Here is a 17,312-nt window from a genome sequence, read left to right on the forward strand (position 1 = left end):
AATCCGATCTGCGCCCGGCAGGACTTGAACCCGCAACCAAGCCGTTATGAGCGGCCCGCTCTAACCAGTTGAGCTACAGGCGCATATCTTCGACCATGCCGGCAAGAGGCGGGATTTGGCAAGAGGGTGGGGCTTGAGACGAAACCGAAGGGGCTTCCCCCTCGGCCGGGATATAGCGATCGCCACATCAGCCCCCAATTTGGCAGCACTCACGGGCTTGTGAAGGGGGTGGTATTGGTTGCCTGGCTGCCGCCTTGCGGCGCGGTTGCGGTTCGGGCGCATTGGAAACGCCGAGGCCATGGAGATCGCCATCTTTGCTTGCTCGTCTCAGCCGCGCAAGCCGCTTTCCGGTGGATTGACGCTGGCCGGACGATAGTCGCGAGAGATGCCCGTCATCTATGCCGATGCGCTTGGCGAGCTGGCGCAGGCCGACATCTTGGCAGCGTTGACCGATGAGCGGGAGGATGTCGGTAAACGAAAGCGCGCCGGATGGTCCAACGACGTCGCACGATCCATCGTCGGCCAAATGCGATAGCTCTGCAAATGCCACGGCGATGATGGCTGGGGGACCTGGATTCGAACCAAGGCTGCCCGGGTCAGAGCCGGGAGTTCTACCGCTAAACTATCCCCCAAAGCCGGCCTTATGGTGAGTGCGCGGGGGCTCCTTACCATGGGGCGCGCAGGAGCGGCAAGCCGCTCGGATGCGGCGGTCGATCATGGATCGCTGATTTTCCGCTTGGCGCGAGCGCCGGTTCGGGGGAAAGTCGCCGCCGAGGGGTAACGCGGATGAGACTTGGCGGATGAGGTGTCGCGGATGAGCGGGACAGGCGGGCTTTCGCCGCTCGATCGGCCGAATTCTTACATCGGTCGCGCCGTGCCGCGGCCGGATGCGGCGCGGCTCGCGCGCGGCGGCGGGCGTTTCGTCTCCGATCTCGTCGTCCCGCGCATGCTGCATGTCGTTTTTTTGCGCTCACCCCACGCCCATGCCCGCATCCGCGCGATCGACACCGCGCCGGCGCGCGCGCTGGCCGGCGTTGCCGCGGTGTTCACCGGCGCCGATCTCGCAGCGCATGTTCGCCCTTGGGTTGGCGTGCTCAGCCATCTCAAAGGGCTGAAATCGCCGCCGCAATACCCGCTCGCGATCGAGCGCGCCTGCTGGCAGGGCGAAGCCGTGGCCGCCATCGTCGCCGAAAGCCGCGCGCTCGCCGAAGACGCGGCCGAGCGGGTCGTCGTCGATTATGAGCCGCTGCCGGCGCTGACCGATCCCGAAGCCGCGCTCGCCCCCGGCGCCATGGTGCTGCACCCCGAACTCGGCGACAATCTCGCCTTCGAGCGCCTGCTCGAGGTCGGCGCCGTCGATGACGCCTTTGCCAGCGCCGACCAGGTGATCACCGAGACCCTGACCTTCGGCCGCCATACCGGTGTGACGCTCGAGCCGCGCGCGGTGCTCGCCGAATGGGATCCGGCGGCCGAGCGGCTCACGGTGCATCAGGGCACGCAAGCGCCGCACATGCTGCAAAACATCTATGCGACCCAGCTCGGCCTTTCGGACGCGCAAGTGCGCATCCTCTGCCATGATGTCGGCGGCTCGTTCGGCATCAAGGTCCATGCCTATCCCGACGAGATGGCGACCGTCACCCTCGCGCGTCTCCTCGCCCGGCCGGTGAAGTTCGTTGCCGACCGGCTGGAGAGTTTCGCCTCTGACATCCACGCCCGCGACCATCGCGTCACCGCCCGCATCGGCGTCATGCGCGATGGCCGCATCACCGCCTTTGCGATCGACGATCTCACCGGCATCGGCCCCTATTCCGTCTATCCCCGCACCAGCGCCGTCGAAGCCAATCAGGTCGTCAATCTCGTCGGCGCCCCCTATGATTTCGCCCATTACCGGGCGCGCGCCCGGGTAGTGTTTCAGACCAAAACGCCGATGAGCCAATATCGCGCGGTTGGCCACCCGATCGCGACCACGGTGACGGAATCGCTGATCGACCGCGCCGCCGCCGCCCTCGGGCTCGATCCGCTGGCGATGCGGCGGCGCAATCTCATCGCCGATGACGCCTATCCCTGCAGCTCGGCGGCTGGCCTGCGCTTTGAAGCGCTGTCGCATCACGCCGCCCATGAGAAGATCGCGGCGATGATGGATTATCCGTCCCTTCGCCGCGAGCAAGCGCGGCTGCGCGAGCGCGGCATTCTGCGCGGCATCGGGATTGCGAGCTTCGTTGAAATCACCAATCCCGGCGCGGCGTTTTATGGCGTCGGCGGGGCACGGATTTCCTCCCAGGATGGCGCCGTCGTCCGGCTCGATGCCAGCGGCAACGTCACCCTCCAAAGCAGCGTCACCGAGCAGGGCCAGGGAAGTGCGACGATGATCGCGCAGATCGCGGCGAGCGCGCTCGGGGTAACGATGGCGCGGGTGCGCGTCGTCCTCGGCGATACCGATATGACGCCCTATGGCGGCGGCACCTGGGCGTCACGCGGGGCGGGCATCGCCGGCGAAGCCGCCTGGCGCGCCGCCGCCGCCTTGCGCGCGCAGATCCTCACCGTCGCCGGCGCCATCCTGCAAGCCAAGCCCGACGATCTCGACATCAGCGACAACGCCATCGTCGATCGCGAGACGGGCAATAGGCGGCTCGATCTCGCCGAACTCGCGCGCATCGTCTATTTCCGCCCCGACACCCTGCCCGAAGGCCTCCAGCCGGAGCTGATCGCGACCCGCCATTACGTGCCGCGCGAATATCCCTTCGCCTTCACCAATGGCGTCCAAGGCTCTTATCTCGAACTCGATCGCGAAACCGGCATGGTCACGCTGCTCCGCCATTTCGTGGTCGAAGATTGCGGCCGGGTGATCAATCCCCGCCTCGTCGATGAACAGATCCGCGGCGGCGTGGTGCAGGGGCTCGGCGCCGCCTTGTTCGAACACTGCCGCTATGATGCCGAGGGGCAATTGCAAAACGCCAATCTTGCCGATTATCTGGTGCCGATGGCGGCCGAAATGCCGGATATCGACATTACCCATCTCTGCTCGCCCACCGCCGAGTCGACCATTGGCGCCAAAGGCGCGGGCGAAGCCGGCACCGCTGGCGCGGCGGCCGCGGTCTTGAACGCGGTGAATGACGCGCTGTCGCCGCTCGGGGCGCGGGTTGCGGCGCTGCCGATCACGCCCGAGAGCGTGCTGGCGGCGATCCAAAGCGGCGCTGCGGCCTGACGCGGCACGCCCGCTTTGTCGCGGCGCCGGTCAGGACGACGATTTCTGCGTCTGGCTTTTTTGCGCTTGCGTCTTCGCCTTGGTTTTGCCGGCCGGCGCGGCCGGGCAGAGGGTGAGCGAAATCGGTTGCACGATCGCTTGGCCGGCGGCGAAATTAGGGAGTGCGGCGCCGTCATGCAGCGCCATCACCTGGGCGAAGGCGTTGAGATTCTGATCACAGAACTGCGTGCCCTGCTTTAACCCCTGTTCGGAGAGGGTATTGGCGAGCAGCGTCGTGTAATCGTCATGCCGCTTGCGCGCGGCGCGGCCATAGGCGCGCGCGAAATAGGCGTCGAGGATTTTGTCCTGCTGATCGAGGGTCAGGCGATAGCGGGTGACGAAATCGTTGTATTTGTCGTGCGCGTTGCAGGTCAGCGCGGTGATCATCAGGCGGCTTTTCAAGGCCGCGACATCGAACGCGCTTTTGTCCGCCGGCCGCGCACACGGCTCGGCCGCGGCGGCGAACGCGGGCGCGAGCCAGAGCGCGGCCAGCCCCGCCGCCACCAGCCGCCGCGCCGGGGTCTGCTTTCCGTTCGTCATCGAACCCTATCTCCTCCAAGAAAACGCAAGGCACGCGGGCACAGCGTCAATGGGGTGCCGCGAAGCCGAGAAAGCCCGCCGCCGGGTCGGGCGTGCCGGTGAAGGCAATCTCGGTGGCGATGGCGCCGGCCGGTGCCGCGTGCCCGCCACGCGGCGCCGCTTCCGGCAGCCGCGTCAGCGCCGCCATTTTGGATTCGGAACGGCTCAGCACCGAAATATCCGCAACCCCATTCTGCGCGTTGTTGTCGCCGCTGGCGGCGCCGCGCATCGAGAGCAAAGTGAACGCGATCGCATGCCAGCCGAGATCGACGGCAAGCTCGAGCGGCGTCTCGCCGAGCACGTCATGCGCGTTCAGTTGCGCCCCGCGCGACAGCGCATCGCGCACACCCGCGAGATCGCCGCGCTCGATCGCGTCAAACAGCGCGTCATTGGGGGACATTTCCGCCGCCGGCTTGCTCGCCGGCGCGACCTGATCGGTGGTCGAAACCGCGCCCGGCAAGGCGGGCGCGAGCGCCGGCGCTTCCTTGTCGCTGGCGTTGGAGCCGGCCGGCCCGGCGCCCCCCGGCGCGCCGCCCGCGCCCCCGCCCGCGCCGCCGAGGCCAGGGGTCGCCACCTGCGCGAACGCGCCATGCGGCACCAAGCCCGTCGCGAGCAGCGTCGCCAACGCCAGCGCCGGCGCGATCGCACCGGCGCGCCATCGCGAGCGATGATCGGCAAAAACGCGCATCGAACCCTCTCGCTCCTTCAGTTCAGCCACCAAAATCCGGCATTGAGATAGGCAGCATAGAGCACCCAGCCCGCATAAGGCAGCATCAACGTGGTGGCAAGCCGATCGATACGCGAAAAAGCGACGATGGTGATGGCGATCATGGCGATCAGCGCCGCCATCACCGCAAGCCCGGCGAGCGGGCTTTCGAGCCCGAAAAACGCCGGCGTCCAGAGCGCATTGCACAGCAATTGCCAGCCCCAGAGGCTGAGCGCCCGCGCCCGCCGGGGTGTCACGACGCGCGGCTCGCGCCAGACCCGCCAGCCGGCAACGCCGATCAGCACATAGAGCACCGACCAGACCACCGGGAAAGCCCGGTTGGGCGGCGTGCCGGGCGGGCGGGTGAGCGAAGGATACCAATCATGCACCGAAATCTCGGTGACCGCGCCGGACGCGCCGCCAACGAGCAACGCGAGCCCCACGAACCCGATCAGCGCGAGCAGAGCCGGCCAAGGCGGGGACGCGCCCGGTGATGTGCCGCGTTCAGGGGAATCGATGTTTTGGAAGACACACCCCTCCCTGCTGTCGATGATGACCGGCGCCGCTCATCGGCCTTCTTCCCGCCAGGCGATGAGCATGAGCGCGAGAATGATCGCCAATGCGGCGACGTTCGGCAAGAGCGGCAACGCCGCGATGCCGGTCACGATGTGATCGTGATTGCGGCGCAAGCCAATCCAATGCGCGCCGGCGCCGCGGGCATCGGGTTCGGTGCGGCGGAGCGCCGGCGCGCCGTCGGGGTCGAGCCAATGGATGCTGCCGCCGCTCGCCGCAACCAGCGGCGCGAGCTTGGTCGCGGTGGCGCGGAGATCGGCCATTTCCAGCGGGTCGCCGCCGGCGGCTGCGGCGAAAGCGGTGCGCCCGTCCGCGTCTGCCCGCCACACGCCGGGCACACTCGCCGGTAGTGTCGCCGTCGCCCGTCCCGGCGCGGTCTCGCTCAGCGCGAGCGTGATCTTCCGGCCCTCGGGGTCGGTCACCGTCACCGCGCCCGGCGGATGGGCCGCGAGGCTGCGGCTTTCGATCAAGAGGCGCCCGTCCTCGATGCGCGCCGAAAGGGCGTTTTCCTCGAGCTCGGGCTCCTTCATCAGCCAATGCGCGACCCGCCGCAACAGTTCCGCTTGCGGCCCACCGCCCTGATGGCCGCGCGACCAGAGCCAGATCTGATCGGAAAGCAACAGCGCGACCCGCCCCTTGCCGACATGATCGAGCAGCAAGAGCGGCTGGCCGTCCGGCGTCTGCATCACCACTTGGCCATGCCCCTCGCCGACCGCGATATGGCGATACCACGACCCCCAGGTGGGCTGCGCGCCCGTATGCCAGCCGGGAAGATCGGCGGTCACCGGATGGCGTTCGCCGAGCGCCGTCACCTCCGGGCGGAACGCGCCGTTGACCACCGCATCCTCTCCCTCCGCCGGCTCGGCCGGCAGAATATCGGCGAGCGGGGTGGCGGCGAGACTGCCGGGGCCGGCGAATTCCGGCCCGACACTCATCAACAGCGCCCCTCCCCGGCGAACATAGTCGGCGATATTCTGGAGATAGATCATCGGAAGAATGCCGCGGCTCTGGAAGCGGTCGAGAATAATCAGATCGAACTGGTTGATCTTGACTTGGAACAATTCGCGCACCGGAAAGGCGATCAGGGCAAGCTCGTTGAGCGGCGTCAGATCATCCTTCTCGGGCGGGCGCAGGATGGTGAAATGAACGAGATCGACCGCCGGATCGGCTTTGAGAAGCCGCCGCCAGGTGCGCTCGCCGGGATGCGGCTCGCCAGAGACCAGGAGAACGCGCAGGCGATCGCGCACGCCGTTGATGGTGACGACGGCGCGGGCATTGAGCGCCGTCACCGCCCCAGGAAGGGGCGCCGCTTGGAGATCGATCACGGTGGGGCCGGCGCGGGTGATCGGGATTTCGATATCGTAGGGCCGGCCGATCGGCGCTTGCAGGACGCGCGGCGGCTCGCCATCGCGCCGCAACGTCAGCGCCGTCTCGCGCGCTGGGTGGGCGACGCCGAGATCGTCGACCTCGACCCTCAGAGTGACGGAATGGCCGACGATGCCATAGCCCGGCGCCTCGATGACGCGGAGGCTGCGATCGGTCTCCTCGCCCTTGGCCGGGATCAGCACCTGCAGCGGCGCGCCCCCCCAATCGGGCTTGGCGGGAATGTCATGGACCTCGCCATCGGTGATCGCGATGATACCGGCGCGGCGGCTTTCGGGGATATCGGCGAGCGCGCGGCGCACCGCGGCGAAAAGCTGCGTCCCGTCATGGCCGGTATCGGGGACGGTGACGCTGCGAAGCTCGAGGTCGGGGAATTTTGCCGCGTCTTCGACGAGCCGCGCCCGCGCCGCCTCGGCGAGTGCGGTGCGCTCGCCGATCGCCATCGAGGCGCTGTGATCGATCACCAGCACACCGATATCGCTCAAGCCTTGCCGCGTCTCCTGCACCAGGCGTGGCCCGGCGAGCCAGAGCACCAACACGAGACACGCCGCCAGCCGCCACCAAACCCCCCGCGCCCGCCGCCACAGCGCCGGCGCCAGCACGACCAGCGCCGCGAGCGCCAAGAGCCCGAGCAGCCAGAGCGGCACCAGCGGCGCGAAGCGGAGGGCGGCGATCGTGTTGGCCGCGCTCATTGCCCAAGCCGCTCCAGAAGTGCCGGCACATGGACCTGATCGCCCTTGTAATTGCCGGTCAGGGCATACATCACGAGATTGACCCCGAAACGATAGGCGAGCAGGCGCTGGCGCTCGCCGCCGGGGATGACGGCGTAAGGGTGATGGCCGTCGGCATCGGTCGCCCAGGCCGCCGCCCAGTCATTGGCGCCGATGATCACCGGGCTCACGCTGTCATTGCTGCGGTCCTGATCGCGCTGCACCCAGACCGTCGCGCCGTCATAACGCCCGGGGAAATCGCGGAGCAGATAAAAGGTCCGTGCCAGCACGTGATCGACGGTGAGCGGCGCGAGTGGCGGAATACTGAGCGCGACGCCGAGCCGGCGCAGCATCGCCGCCCCCCCGGGGTTGAACGCGGCCCCGGCATCGGCGTCGCGGGTGTCGATCAGGATGATGCCGCCATGGCTCATATAGTCATTGAGCGCCGCGACCTCGCCGGCGGCCGGCGGCACCGTGGTGATCGGCCAGTAGAGCAGCGGATAGAAGCTCAGATCGTCGCTCCCCGGCGTCACCGCGGTCGGTGCTGCGAGGCTAGCGGCGGTGTGCTCGTTGACGTAATCGGAAAGCCCGGCAAGGCCGCTCCGTGACACCCGATCGACATCCTCATCGCCGGTCACGACATAGGCGAGCCGCGTTTGCAGCGCCGGATTGTCGCTCGCCGGCATCTCCGCGCGCCCTGCGACCGGCACGGCGAGGAGAAGGGCGAGCGCCGCCCAGCGGGCGCGCAAAACCCCGCGCAGGAACAGCGAAAGCAGCAGATCGAGGGCGAAGAGGGCGAGCGCCGCCGCCAGCAGGTCGGGGCCGAACGCGCGCGTGCGGCCAAGCGCGCCATAATCTGCGACCCGGGCGCCAGCGATCGCGGCTTCGGCGGCGAGCGGCGGCAGGCCGTCGGCGAGATTGCGTGCAACGCGGGCGTTTTCCGGCCCGTAAAGGCCAGGCGGGAAGGCGGGCGAGGGCGGCGTCGTCGCAAACGCGGCGACGGCGAGCGGGCGCGCGCTAGAGCCTGGCGGGCCGAGCACGCCGAACCCGTCGAGCGTCTCGGCGGGGGCGAGGGGCGCTGCATCGCGCGGCGCCGCGATCCCGGCGGAAAGCCCGACGATCCGGCGCAGCATCTCGATGAAAAGGCCTGAGAGCGGCAGATTGGACCAATCGGCATTGGCGGTGACATGAAACAGCACGACCCGCCCCGCCCCGCGCGCCGCGGCGGTCACCAGCGGTGTGCCGTCGCTGAGCGCCGCCCAAGTCTGGCCGGCGAGCGCCGCCGTCGGCTCGGCGAGCACCTGGCGGGTGATCGTCACCTCATCGGGCACCGAAAGGCCGGCGAAGGGCGAGGTGGGCGGAAACGGTGCGAGATGCGCGGGCTGCCCCCAAGACATCGCGCCGCCGATCGCGCGATCGCCGGTGATCAGCCGCACTGGCAGGAAGCTGTCGGGGTGTTCGGCGAGCCGCGGCCCGGCGAAGCGGACCAAAACGCCGCCGCCATCGACGAAACGGGCGACCGCGGCGGCCTCATCGGCGTCGGCGATCGGCCGGTCGGCGAGGATGAGGACCGAGAGCGGCCGGGCCAGCAGATCGGCGAGATTGCCCTCGCGGATCTCGGCATAGGGCGAGAGCGCGCGCCGGAGATAGTAGAGATCGCCGATCAGCGGCACCTCGGCGCTGATCGCGTCCGCCGCGGCGAGCCCAACCGGGCGGCGGCGCCAGCGCTCGTCGAGCAAAACCACGCTACCCGCCGAGGCCGGCCCCGCCAGCACCAGCCGGGCGAGCTGATTGCGGATCTCCGGCGGCAGGCGAAACGCCGCCTCGCCGCCCGCCGCCCCAGGCCCGAGCGTGATCGTGGTTTGCGCCAAGGCGCGACCATCGCCGGTTTCGGCAAGCACGATGGCGGGTGGGCTCGGCCCGGCAACCGGCAACTGCGCAAGCCGCACCGCGAGCGCTTCGCCGGCGACCCGCGGCGCCAGCAAAAGCCGGGGCGGCATCGGCGCCCCTTGCAAAACCAGAACCGGGCCGATCGCGGCGAGGGCGGCGGCGAAGCCGCGTTCATCGGGTGCTGCGAGGTCGTCGGGCAGATAGACGATGCCGGCATTCGGCCAAGACTTTGCCGCGAGCGCCGCCGCCGCCTCGGCGCGCGCCGGGGGCCAGGGTTCGGGGACGATCGCGGCCAGGCGCGCCCGCGCGTCGGCGACCGGCATCGGCGGTGTCGGGCGCGGCGGCGTGCCATCGGGGAGCGGCGCCGTCGCCAGCACCGCAACCGGCCGCCCGGCGCGCTCGGCGCGGTCGAGAACCCCCTCGGCAGCGTCCCGGCGCGCCCCCCACGTCGCGGCGGCGGCCCAGGAATTGTCGATCACGAGGAGCAGCGGCCCGCTGCCCGGCAAGGCGCCGCCGCCGCCGCTGATCGGCCCGGCAAGGCCGAGAATGATGAGGCCGGCGGCGAGCAGGCGCAGGGCGAGCAGCCAGAGCGGCGTGCGCGCGGCGCTTTCCTCGGCGGGTTTGAGGCCGAGGAGCAAGCGCAAGGCCGGAAAACTCTGCCGCCGCGGCGCCGGCGGCGTGACGCGGAGCAGCCACCACAGCACCGGCAGCAGGGCGAGCGCGGCAAGCAGCCAAGGCGTCTCGAAGCTCATGCCGCGAGCGCCATATAAAGCGCAAGCAACGCCGTCTCCGGCGGCCGGTCGGTGAGGTGGCTCGCAAAGCCGAAGCCGGCCTTGCGGGCGCTTTCGGCGACCGCCGCGGTTTGCGCCGCAAGCCGCGCCTGATAGGCCGCCCGCACCCCTTCGACGCGCGGAATGACCATCTCCCCCTCGCCTTCCAGGCCGAGAAACCTCACCCGCCCGTCATAGGGAAGATCGCGCTCGGCGGGGTCAAGGATTTGCAGTAACACGCCGCGCGCCGAAAGCGCCGCAAAGCGGCCGAGCAGGGCGCTGATCTCCGCAATCGGGCTCAAAAAATCGCTGATCAGCACGACCGTGGCAAAGCGCGGCAGCGCGCCCGCTTGCGGCAGGCCGGCGCCTTCCGGCGCGCGCGCCAGCGCCTCGGCGAGGCCGGCGAGGGCTGCGGTGCCGGCGGAAAACGGGGTTGCGGTGTCGATCAGCCGCACCCGCTCGCCGCCGCGCAGCAAAAGCGCCGCAAGCGAAAGCAGCAAAAGCTCGGCGCGTGCTGCTTTCTCGACCGGCGCCAGGGGCGAGCGCCAGCGCATCGAGGGCGAGGCATCGCGCCAGAGAAAGCAGGTCTGCGCCGCCTCCCATTCGGTTTCGCGGACGAACGTGCGATGCGATTTCGCCGATTGCCGCCAATCGATGCGCGCCGTCGCATCGCCGGTGGCGAAAGGCCGAAACTGCCAGAAACTATCGCCCTCGCCGACCCGCCGGCGGCCATGCAGGCCAGCGGCGACCGTCGCCGCCACCCGCTCGGCGGCGAGCAGCAAGGGCGGCAGCCGCGCTGCGAGCGCTTCCGCCCGGCGCGCCGCCGCCCTCATCCCAGGCGTTCCACCAGCCGCGCGATCACCCCGGCGAGCGTTACCCCGTCGGCGCGGGCGGCGAAGGTGAGCGCCATGCGATGGCGCAGCACCGGCGCCGCTAACGCCACGACATCATCGAGGCTGGGCGCGATCCGGCCGTCGAGCAGGGCGCGGGCGCGCACCGCGAGCATCAGCGCTTGCGCCGCGCGCGGCCCCGGCCCCCAGGCGATCTGGCTTGCGAGATCGGCGAGCGCGGCGCTTTCGGGGCGGGCGCCGCGCACCAGGGCCAGGATCGCGCTGACCACGCTTTCGCCGACCGGCAAGCGCCGCACCAGGCGTTGCGCGGCACGCAGCGCCTCGCCATCGATCACCGGGCGGAGCGCAAGTTCGCGATCGGAGGTGGTTGCGAGCAGCATGGCGCGTTCATCGGCGAGATCGGGATAGCCGATATCGATTTCCATCAGGAAGCGATCGAGCTGCGCCTCGGGCAGCGGATAGGTGCCTTCCTGCTCGATCGGGTTCTGCGTCGCGAGAACGTGAAACGGCCGCGGCAGGGGATGTTCGGTGCCGCCGATCGCAACCTTCCCCTCCTGCATCGCCTGCAGCAGTGCGGACTGGGTGCGGGGGCTCGCGCGGTTGATCTCATCGGCCATCAGAAGCTGGCAGAACACTGGCCCCGGCAGAAAGCGAAAGCGCCGCCGGCCGTCCGCGCCCTCGTCGAGCACTTCGCTGCCGAGAATATCGGCCGGCATCAGATCGGGCGTGAACTGCACCCGGCGCGCGCTAAGGCCGAGCACCGTCCCGAGTGTTTCGACCAAAAGCGTCTTGCCGAGCCCCGGCACGCCGACGAGCAGGACATGCCCGCCGGCGAGCAAGGTGATCAGGGTCTGTTCGACCACCGCCTGCTGGCCGAAAATCGCCTGGCCGATCTCGGCGCGGAGTGCTGCGAGACGCGGCGCCAGCCTCTCGATCTCAGCCAGCGCCAAGGTGCTTTCGCTATCGCCCGCCATCACCGCAGCCCCATCCTTGGTTGTCCCGTTTTCGTCCGCCGCTCGCCTTCGCAATCTTCGCCCGCAAAGAGCCGCCGGCGAGCGGGCTCGGCGCGAAGGCCCAAGATGCAACGTAAGGCACGCGAAATCTCTATGCGCGCTCTTTCCTCGCCCCGGCAAGCGTTCCTATATGTGGGACACGGGTTACGCAGGGCGAGCCCCCGAGGGGTCGCGAACGCTTGAGGCGCGTTGGCGGCGGGGCGGAGAACCGGCGAGAGAGGTTGAACATGAACGACATCGGAGCCATCGGAATGAAGAAGGCGGCGGCGTTCTCGCGCCCCGAGCGGATGCCGGTGGAGTGTGGCGACATGCCCTTTCTCATCCGCCGCGATGGCACCTGGCTCTATTGCCGCAGCCCGATTGGGCGCAAAGAGCTGGTCTGCCTCTTCGCCTCGGTTCTGAAGCGCGAAGCCGATGGCAGTTTCTGGCTGGAGACGCCAGGCGAGCGCGGCCGCATCGAGGTGGAGGACGCGCCCTTCGTCGCCGTCGAGGTCGATTGGCGCGGCGCCGGCCGCGATCAAGTGCTTTCCTTTAGAACCAACATCGACCAAATCGTCACCGCCGGGCCCGATCACCCGATCCGGATCGCCCACGACCCGATCACCTGCGCGCCAACGCCCTATATCAAGCTTCGTGATGGCGCCGGGCGGTTCCCGATCGAAGCCCGTATCGCCCGTCCGGTCTATTACGAACTCGCAGCGCTGGCCGAACCGCATGACGTGAACGGTGAGCGACGGCTCGGCGTCTGGAGCTGTGGGCGGTTTTTCCCCCTCGGTGACTCTTGCACCGACGACGATCTCTAACGACGCCGCGCGAGCGATGACCGAGCAGGAGTTGCGCGCCCGCCTTGCCGCGCTCGGCCGCTGCGGCGCGCTGCGTGGCGGGCCAGCGCGCGAACCCCCACCCTGGGAAGGCGCGCAGATTGCCGCCGCCGTCTTGGTGCCGCTGGTGCTCGGGTCGGAGCCGGCCGTGCTGCTGACCAAACGCACCGCGACCCTTGCCCGCCATGCCGGCCAGGTGAGCTTCCCCGGCGGCCGCATCGACCCCACCGATGCCTCGCCCGAGGCCGCGGCGCTGCGCGAGGCGGAGGAAGAAATCGCCCTCGATCCCGCGCAGGTCGAGCTGGCCGGGCGGCTTTGCGATCATGTGACTGGCACCGGCTTTCGCATCACCCCGGTGCTCGGCCTGATCCCGCCCGGGATGGCGCTTCGCCCAGCGCCGGCGGAGGTCGAAGCGATTTTCGCGCTGCCGCTCGCAACCGTGCTCGATCCCGCCGCGCCAACCCGCGAGCGCGCCCCCTTTCGCGGCATGATGCGCGAGTTCTGGGTCTATCCGCACCCCGAGCATGTCATCTGGGGGGCGACGGCGGCGATCCTGGTGCAGTTCGCCGAAGCCCTGCGCAGCCTTCCCGGTATGTGATAGCCTCTCGCCTATGACCCTCCCGGCTTGCCACCTTCCGCCGCCGGCTTTCCTCGCCGAGCCTGCCTTGGCGCGGGTGTTCGCGGCCCTCCCCTCGGCGCGGGTGGTGGGCGGCGCGGTGCGCGATGCCGTGCTCGGGATCGCCGTCAGCGATATCGATCTCGCAACGCCACTGCCGCCGGACGAGGTGATGGCGGCGCTGCGCCGGGCAGGGCTTCACACCATCCCGACCGGGCTCGCCCACGGCACGGTGACGACGCTCGCCGGCCCGCGCGCCGTCGAGATCACGACGCTCCGGCGCGACATCGAAACCGATGGCCGCCATGCCCGCGTCACCTTCACCGATGCCTGGGAGGAGGATGCCGAGCGGCGCGATTTCACCATCAACGCCCTCTCGATGACGCCGGACGGGGCGGTTTACGATTATTGCGGCGGCCTTGACGATCTCGCCGCCGGGCGGGTGCGGTTCGTCGGCGATCCGGCGCGCCGCCTCGCCGAGGATTATCTCCGCCTCCTCCGGTTTTTTCGGTTTCAGGCGCGCTATGGCCGCACTCCGCCGGATGCGGCAACGAAAGCAAGCCTGCAGGCTGCCATCCCCGGCCTTGCCGGGCTGTCGCCGGAGAGAGTCTGGAGCGAAATAAAACGCCTGCTCGCCGCCCCCGATCCGGCGCCGACCCTGCGGCTGATGGCCGAACTCGGCGTGCTCGCCGCCGTGCTGCCCGAAGGCGCCGATGCCGGGGCGAGGTTGCCGGCGTGCCCCGATCCGCTGCTCCGCCTTGCCGCCATTCTGCGCGGCGATCCCGAAGCACTCGCCGATCGCCTCCATCTCTCCCGCGCCGAGCGCGCCCGCCTTGCCGCCTTCCGCGCGCCGCCGCCCGATCCAAGCTGTCTCAGGGAAGCGCTCGCCGAAACCCCGGCCGACATCCTCGCCGGCCGCGCCCTGATCGCCGGCGACGAGGCGCTCGCCGCCGAGATCAGCGCGACCCCAGCGCCGGTGTTCCCGCTCGCCGGGCGCGATGTCCTCGCGCTCGGGGTGCCGCCAGGGCCCGAAATCGGCCGTCTGCTTGCGCAAACCCGGGCGCGGTGGCTGCAAGCCGGCTGCCCCGACGCCGCGGCGTGCCGCGCCATCCTCGCCGACCTCGTCAAGGAGACCACCGCGTCATGACCGGCACGCTCACGCTGCTGCGCCGGCTCTGGCGCGAACAGATCCGCGGCCAATGGCGCCGGGTCGGCCTCGTCATCGTCGCAACCCTCCTGATGTCGGGCGCGACGGCGCTCTATCCGGTGGTGATCGAGCATGCGTTTTCGCTGTTTGCCGCGAAAGATGCGCGGATTCTCTATCAGGTGCCGGCGCTCGTACTCGCGATCACCACGATCAAGGCGCTTGCGCAGTATTTTCAGAATGTCGCGGTCCAGAACGTGGTGCTGCAGACCATCCGCGGCTTGCAAGGGGACATGTTCCGCCATCTCGTGCGCGCCGATCTCGCGCGCTTGGAGCGCGAGGCGCCGGCGCAGCTCGCCGCCCGTTTCACCACCGATGCGACGGTGATCCGCGAGGCGATGACGCGGGCGGTGAACGGTATCGCCGATGTGCTGACGGTGGTCGGGCTGATCGGCTCGATGCTTTATCTCGACTGGATGCTGAGCCTGATCGCGGCGGCGCTTTATCCGCTGGCGGCGCTGCCGATCGACCGGGTCGGGCGGCGGGTGCGCCGGGCCTCGGGCGGCATGCAGGAACGCATGGGCGAGACCGCGGCGCTGTTGCATGAAAGCTTCGCGCAGGCGCGCACCGTCCGCGCCTATCGCCTCGAAGCGGCCGAGACGGCGCGCGCCGAGGGCGCCTTCGCGCGGCTTTACCGGGCGCTTTACGGCATGGCGCGCGCGCGCGCGCGGATCGACCCGGTGCTCGAGGTGCTGGGCGGCGTCGCGGTCGCGGCGGTGATCGGCTTCGCCGGCTGGCGGGCGGCGATGGGGGGGGCGAGCGTCGGCAATTTCACCGGCTTCGTCGCCGCCCTCCTCATCGCCTCGCGCCCGCTGCGCGCCCTCGGGACGATGAATGCGGCGCTGCAGGAGGGGCTCGCCGGTCTCGTCCGCATCTTCGCGGTGATCGACGAGCCGGCGTCGGTGGTCGACCCGCCGGGCGCGCCGCCGCTGCCCATGGGCCACGGGCAGGTGGTGTTCGATGCCGTCTGGTTCTCCTATCCCGATGGCCGCGCCGGGCTCCGCGGGCTCTCGTTTACCGCCGAACCCGGGCAGACGGTGGCGCTGGTCGGGCCGTCGGGGGCGGGAAAATCGACCGCGCTCGCGCTCATCCCGCGGCTGATGGACGCAAGCGCCGGGCGGGTTCTGGTCGATGGCGCCGATGTGCGGGCGGTGACACTCGCCTCATTGCGCGATGCCATCGCCTATGTCGGCCAGGACGCGCTGTTGTTCGATGATACCATCGCCGCCAATATCCGCATGGGACGGCCGGGGGCGAGCGATGCCGCGGTGCGGGCGGCGGCGCTGGCGGCGGCGGGGGAGTTCATCACCACCCTGCCCGAGGGGTTTGAAACCCGCGTCGGCCCCGGCGGGCAGCGGCTTTCCGGCGGCCAGCGGCAGCGCGTGGCACTGGCGAGAGCCATTCTCCGCGACCCGCGCATCTTGCTGCTCGACGAGGCGACCAGCGCGCTCGACGCCGAAAGCGAAGCCGCGGTGCAAGCCGCCCTCGCCCGGCTGCGCGCCGGCCGCACCACCATCGTCGTCGCCCATCGGCTCTCGACGGTGCGGGATGCCGATCTCGTGGTGGTGCTGGAGGCCGGCCGCACCGCCGAACAGGGTGGACATCGCGCGCTCCTCGCCGAGGATGGGCTTTACGCCCGGCTGGTGCGCACGCAGGCTTTCGTCGATTAAGGTCCCGCAATGACGACGCCGCAACGAACACCAGGGAATGGCTTGCTGACCGAACGGTTCGGTTTTATTGGCATGGCGAGACTGCTCTCATCCCGCGCCGCAAGGAGCTGACGCATGGCGGACTATCAGGATACCGAGGAGCCGGCACCGACCGATATCGCGCGCGACGCGCCGCTCCGCGCGCCTTCGCGGCGGCGGCTGCCGTGGAAACGCGGGCTGTTCGCGCTGATCGTGCTCGGCGTCGTCGCCGCCGCCGGCTATTATTGGTATCTCACGCGCGACGAGGTGAGCACCGATGATGCCTATACCGACGGCCGCGCCATCACCATCGCGCCGCAAGTCTCGGGCAACGTGATCACTCTCGCGGTCGATGACAATCAGTTCGTCCATCGCGGCGATCTTCTGGTCGCGATCGACCCGCGCCCGTTCCGCGCCGCCCGCGACCAGGCGCGCGGGCAGCTCGAACTCGCGCGCGCCCAGCGCGACAATGCCCGCATCAGCCTCGACATCGCCAAAACCACCTACCCCGCCCGCCAGGCGGCGGCGCAAGCGGCGGTGGCCTCGGCGCAAGCGGCGGCGGTGAAGGCGCAATCCGATCTCCGCCGTCAGCGCGCCTTGCCGCCGGCGGCGACCACGCGCGAACTGCTCGATGCCGCCATCGCCGCCGCCGACCAGGCCGACGCCGCCGTGCGGCAAGCGCAAGCGCAGCTCACCGAGGCCAATCTCGTCGCCCAGAACATCGCGGCGGCGGAAACCCAGGTGAAGCAGCTCGACGCCCAGGTGGACGCGGCGCAGGCAGCGCTCGATCAGGCCGAGATCAATCTCGGCTTCACCAACGTCACCGCGCCGCAGGATGGCTGGATCACCAAGCGCAATGTCGAGCTTGGCAATTTCGTCCAGCCCGGCCAGCAGATTCTCGCGATCGTCTCGCCGCAAGTCTGGATCACCGCCAATTTCAAGGAAACCCAGCTCGATCGCATGCGCCCGGGGCAGAAAGTCATGATCCGGGTCGATGCCTATCCCGCGCTTGCCCTCACCGGCCATGTCGACAGCATCCAGAAGGGATCGGGCAGCAAATTCACCGCCTTCCCGCCGGAAAACGCCACCGGCAATTTCGTCAAGATCGTCCAGCGGGTGCCGGTGAAAATCGACATCGACAGCGGGCTTGACCCGCAACTGCCACTCCCGCTCGGCATTTCCGTCGAGCCGACGGTGACCGTGCGTTAGGGCGCCTATGAGGAAAAAACCGTTGCTGTTGACGTTTTGCCGCTGGCGATCCGCG

Annotated in this window: 14 protein-coding genes and 2 tRNA genes; 7 read left to right on the forward strand and 9 right to left on the reverse strand. The window is 69.6% G+C overall.

The features are described from left to right. Nucleotides 1-9 precede the first annotated feature (9 nt). Nucleotides 10-83: transfer RNA gene (locus ACP5M5_RS03585), tRNA-Ile, on the reverse strand. Nucleotides 84-385: 302 nt separating this feature from the next. Here ACP5M5_RS03585 and ACP5M5_RS03590 point away from each other — a divergent pair. Beyond that, complete coding sequence (locus tag ACP5M5_RS03590) at nucleotides 386-535, forward strand: hypothetical protein (RefSeq protein WP_427935596.1); 150 nt, start codon at nucleotides 386-388, stop codon at nucleotides 533-535. A gap of 23 nt (nucleotides 536-558) precedes the next feature. On the opposite strand, the gene ACP5M5_RS03595 is transcribed toward ACP5M5_RS03590, so the two are convergent. Further along, nucleotides 559-632: transfer RNA gene (locus ACP5M5_RS03595), tRNA-Gln, on the reverse strand. 182 nt (nucleotides 633-814) lie between these two features. Here ACP5M5_RS03595 and ACP5M5_RS03600 point away from each other — a divergent pair. After that, nucleotides 815-3,205, forward strand: coding sequence for a xanthine dehydrogenase family protein molybdopterin-binding subunit (locus ACP5M5_RS03600; protein ID WP_427935597.1), 2,391 nt, complete (start codon nucleotides 815-817; stop codon nucleotides 3,203-3,205). A 30-nt stretch (nucleotides 3,206-3,235) separates the two neighbouring features. Here the strand turns inward: ACP5M5_RS03600 and ACP5M5_RS03605 are convergent, their stop codons facing one another. The 7 genes from ACP5M5_RS03605 to ACP5M5_RS03635 form a co-directional block, all read right to left on the reverse strand. Next, entirely contained in the window at nucleotides 3,236-3,784 is a 549-nt protein-coding gene (locus tag ACP5M5_RS03605) for a hypothetical protein (protein WP_427935598.1), read from the reverse strand. Between the two features lie 46 nt (nucleotides 3,785-3,830). Further along, the gene (locus tag ACP5M5_RS03610; RefSeq protein ID WP_427935600.1) at nucleotides 3,831-4,511 is read right to left on the reverse strand and encodes a hypothetical protein; all 681 of its coding nucleotides are present in this window, start codon (nucleotides 4,509-4,511) and stop codon (nucleotides 3,831-3,833) included. A gap of 17 nt (nucleotides 4,512-4,528) precedes the next feature. After that, a complete protein-coding gene (locus ACP5M5_RS03615; RefSeq protein ID WP_427935601.1) occupies nucleotides 4,529-4,972 on the reverse strand; it encodes a TspO/MBR family protein in 444 nt (147 codons plus the stop codon). 123 nt (nucleotides 4,973-5,095) lie between these two features. Continuing rightward, complete coding sequence (locus tag ACP5M5_RS03620; protein ID WP_427935602.1) at nucleotides 5,096-7,177, reverse strand: hypothetical protein; 2,082 nt, start codon at nucleotides 7,175-7,177, stop codon at nucleotides 5,096-5,098. After that, entirely contained in the window at nucleotides 7,174-9,837 is a 2,664-nt protein-coding gene (locus ACP5M5_RS03625) for a DUF4159 domain-containing protein (RefSeq protein WP_427935603.1), read from the reverse strand. Before ACP5M5_RS03625 ends, ACP5M5_RS03620 begins: the two co-directional genes overlap by 4 nt. Then, nucleotides 9,834-10,688 (reverse strand): DUF58 domain-containing protein, encoded by an 855-nt coding sequence (locus tag ACP5M5_RS03630; RefSeq protein ID WP_427935604.1) that lies wholly within the window; start codon nucleotides 10,686-10,688, stop codon nucleotides 9,834-9,836. The genes ACP5M5_RS03625 and ACP5M5_RS03630 overlap by 4 nt, the downstream gene beginning before the upstream one ends. Continuing rightward, nucleotides 10,685-11,680: an AAA family ATPase gene (locus ACP5M5_RS03635; RefSeq protein ID WP_427935605.1), complete on the reverse strand. Its 996-nt coding sequence runs from the start codon at nucleotides 11,678-11,680 to the stop codon at nucleotides 10,685-10,687. Before ACP5M5_RS03635 ends, ACP5M5_RS03630 begins: the two co-directional genes overlap by 4 nt. Before the next feature lie 266 nt (nucleotides 11,681-11,946). On the opposite strand from ACP5M5_RS03635, the gene ACP5M5_RS03640 reads away from it, so the two are divergent. The 5 genes from ACP5M5_RS03640 (at nucleotide 11,947) to ACP5M5_RS03660 (ending at nucleotide 17,257) form a co-directional block, all read left to right on the forward strand. Continuing rightward, nucleotides 11,947-12,522, forward strand: coding sequence for a DUF1285 domain-containing protein (locus ACP5M5_RS03640; RefSeq protein ID WP_427935606.1), 576 nt, complete (start codon nucleotides 11,947-11,949; stop codon nucleotides 12,520-12,522). 16 nt (nucleotides 12,523-12,538) lie between these two features. Then, the gene (locus ACP5M5_RS03645; RefSeq protein WP_427935607.1) at nucleotides 12,539-13,138 is read left to right on the forward strand and encodes a CoA pyrophosphatase; all 600 of its coding nucleotides are present in this window, start codon (nucleotides 12,539-12,541) and stop codon (nucleotides 13,136-13,138) included. Between the two features lie 13 nt (nucleotides 13,139-13,151). Continuing rightward, a complete protein-coding gene (locus ACP5M5_RS03650) occupies nucleotides 13,152-14,303 on the forward strand; it encodes a CCA tRNA nucleotidyltransferase (RefSeq protein ID WP_427935608.1) in 1,152 nt (383 codons plus the stop codon). Next, nucleotides 14,300-16,030, forward strand: a complete 1,731-nt coding sequence (locus ACP5M5_RS03655) for an ABC transporter ATP-binding protein (RefSeq protein WP_427935610.1) — start codon at nucleotides 14,300-14,302, stop codon at nucleotides 16,028-16,030. The genes ACP5M5_RS03650 and ACP5M5_RS03655 overlap by 4 nt, the downstream gene beginning before the upstream one ends. Nucleotides 16,031-16,144: 114 nt before the next feature. Further along, entirely contained in the window at nucleotides 16,145-17,257 is a 1,113-nt protein-coding gene (locus ACP5M5_RS03660) for an HlyD family secretion protein (RefSeq protein ID WP_427935612.1), read from the forward strand. The last annotated feature ends 55 nt before the right edge of the window (nucleotides 17,258-17,312 follow it).

The sequence above is a fragment of the Acidibrevibacterium sp. genome (genome assembly GCF_049965395.1).
In the GTDB taxonomy this organism is placed as follows: domain Bacteria; phylum Pseudomonadota; class Alphaproteobacteria; order Acetobacterales; family Acetobacteraceae; genus Acidibrevibacterium; species Acidibrevibacterium fodinaquatile.

Coding starts and splice junctions, on each gene's coding strand:
- ACP5M5_RS03605 (WP_427935598.1), bottom strand. CDS start 3,784: ATGACGAACGGAAAGCAGACCCCGGCGCGGCGGCTGGTGGCGGCGGGG.
- ACP5M5_RS03640 (WP_427935606.1), top strand. CDS start 11,947: ATGAACGACATCGGAGCCATCGGAATGAAGAAGGCGGCGGCGTTCTCG.
- ACP5M5_RS03600 (WP_427935597.1), top strand. CDS start 815: ATGAGCGGGACAGGCGGGCTTTCGCCGCTCGATCGGCCGAATTCTTAC.
- ACP5M5_RS03620 (WP_427935602.1), bottom strand. CDS start 7,177: ATGAGCGCGGCCAACACGATCGCCGCCCTCCGCTTCGCGCCGCTGGTG.
- ACP5M5_RS03610 (WP_427935600.1), bottom strand. CDS start 4,511: ATGCGCGTTTTTGCCGATCATCGCTCGCGATGGCGCGCCGGTGCGATC.
- ACP5M5_RS03625 (WP_427935603.1), bottom strand. CDS start 9,837: ATGAGCTTCGAGACGCCTTGGCTGCTTGCCGCGCTCGCCCTGCTGCCG.
- ACP5M5_RS03660 (WP_427935612.1), top strand. CDS start 16,145: ATGGCGGACTATCAGGATACCGAGGAGCCGGCACCGACCGATATCGCG.
- ACP5M5_RS03650 (WP_427935608.1), top strand. CDS start 13,152: ATGACCCTCCCGGCTTGCCACCTTCCGCCGCCGGCTTTCCTCGCCGAG.
- ACP5M5_RS03655 (WP_427935610.1), top strand. CDS start 14,300: ATGACCGGCACGCTCACGCTGCTGCGCCGGCTCTGGCGCGAACAGATC.
- ACP5M5_RS03630 (WP_427935604.1), bottom strand. CDS start 10,688: ATGAGGGCGGCGGCGCGCCGGGCGGAAGCGCTCGCAGCGCGGCTGCCG.
- ACP5M5_RS03635 (WP_427935605.1), bottom strand. CDS start 11,680: ATGGCGGGCGATAGCGAAAGCACCTTGGCGCTGGCTGAGATCGAGAGG.
- ACP5M5_RS03645 (WP_427935607.1), top strand. CDS start 12,539: ATGACCGAGCAGGAGTTGCGCGCCCGCCTTGCCGCGCTCGGCCGCTGC.
- ACP5M5_RS03590 (WP_427935596.1), top strand. CDS start 386: ATGCCCGTCATCTATGCCGATGCGCTTGGCGAGCTGGCGCAGGCCGAC.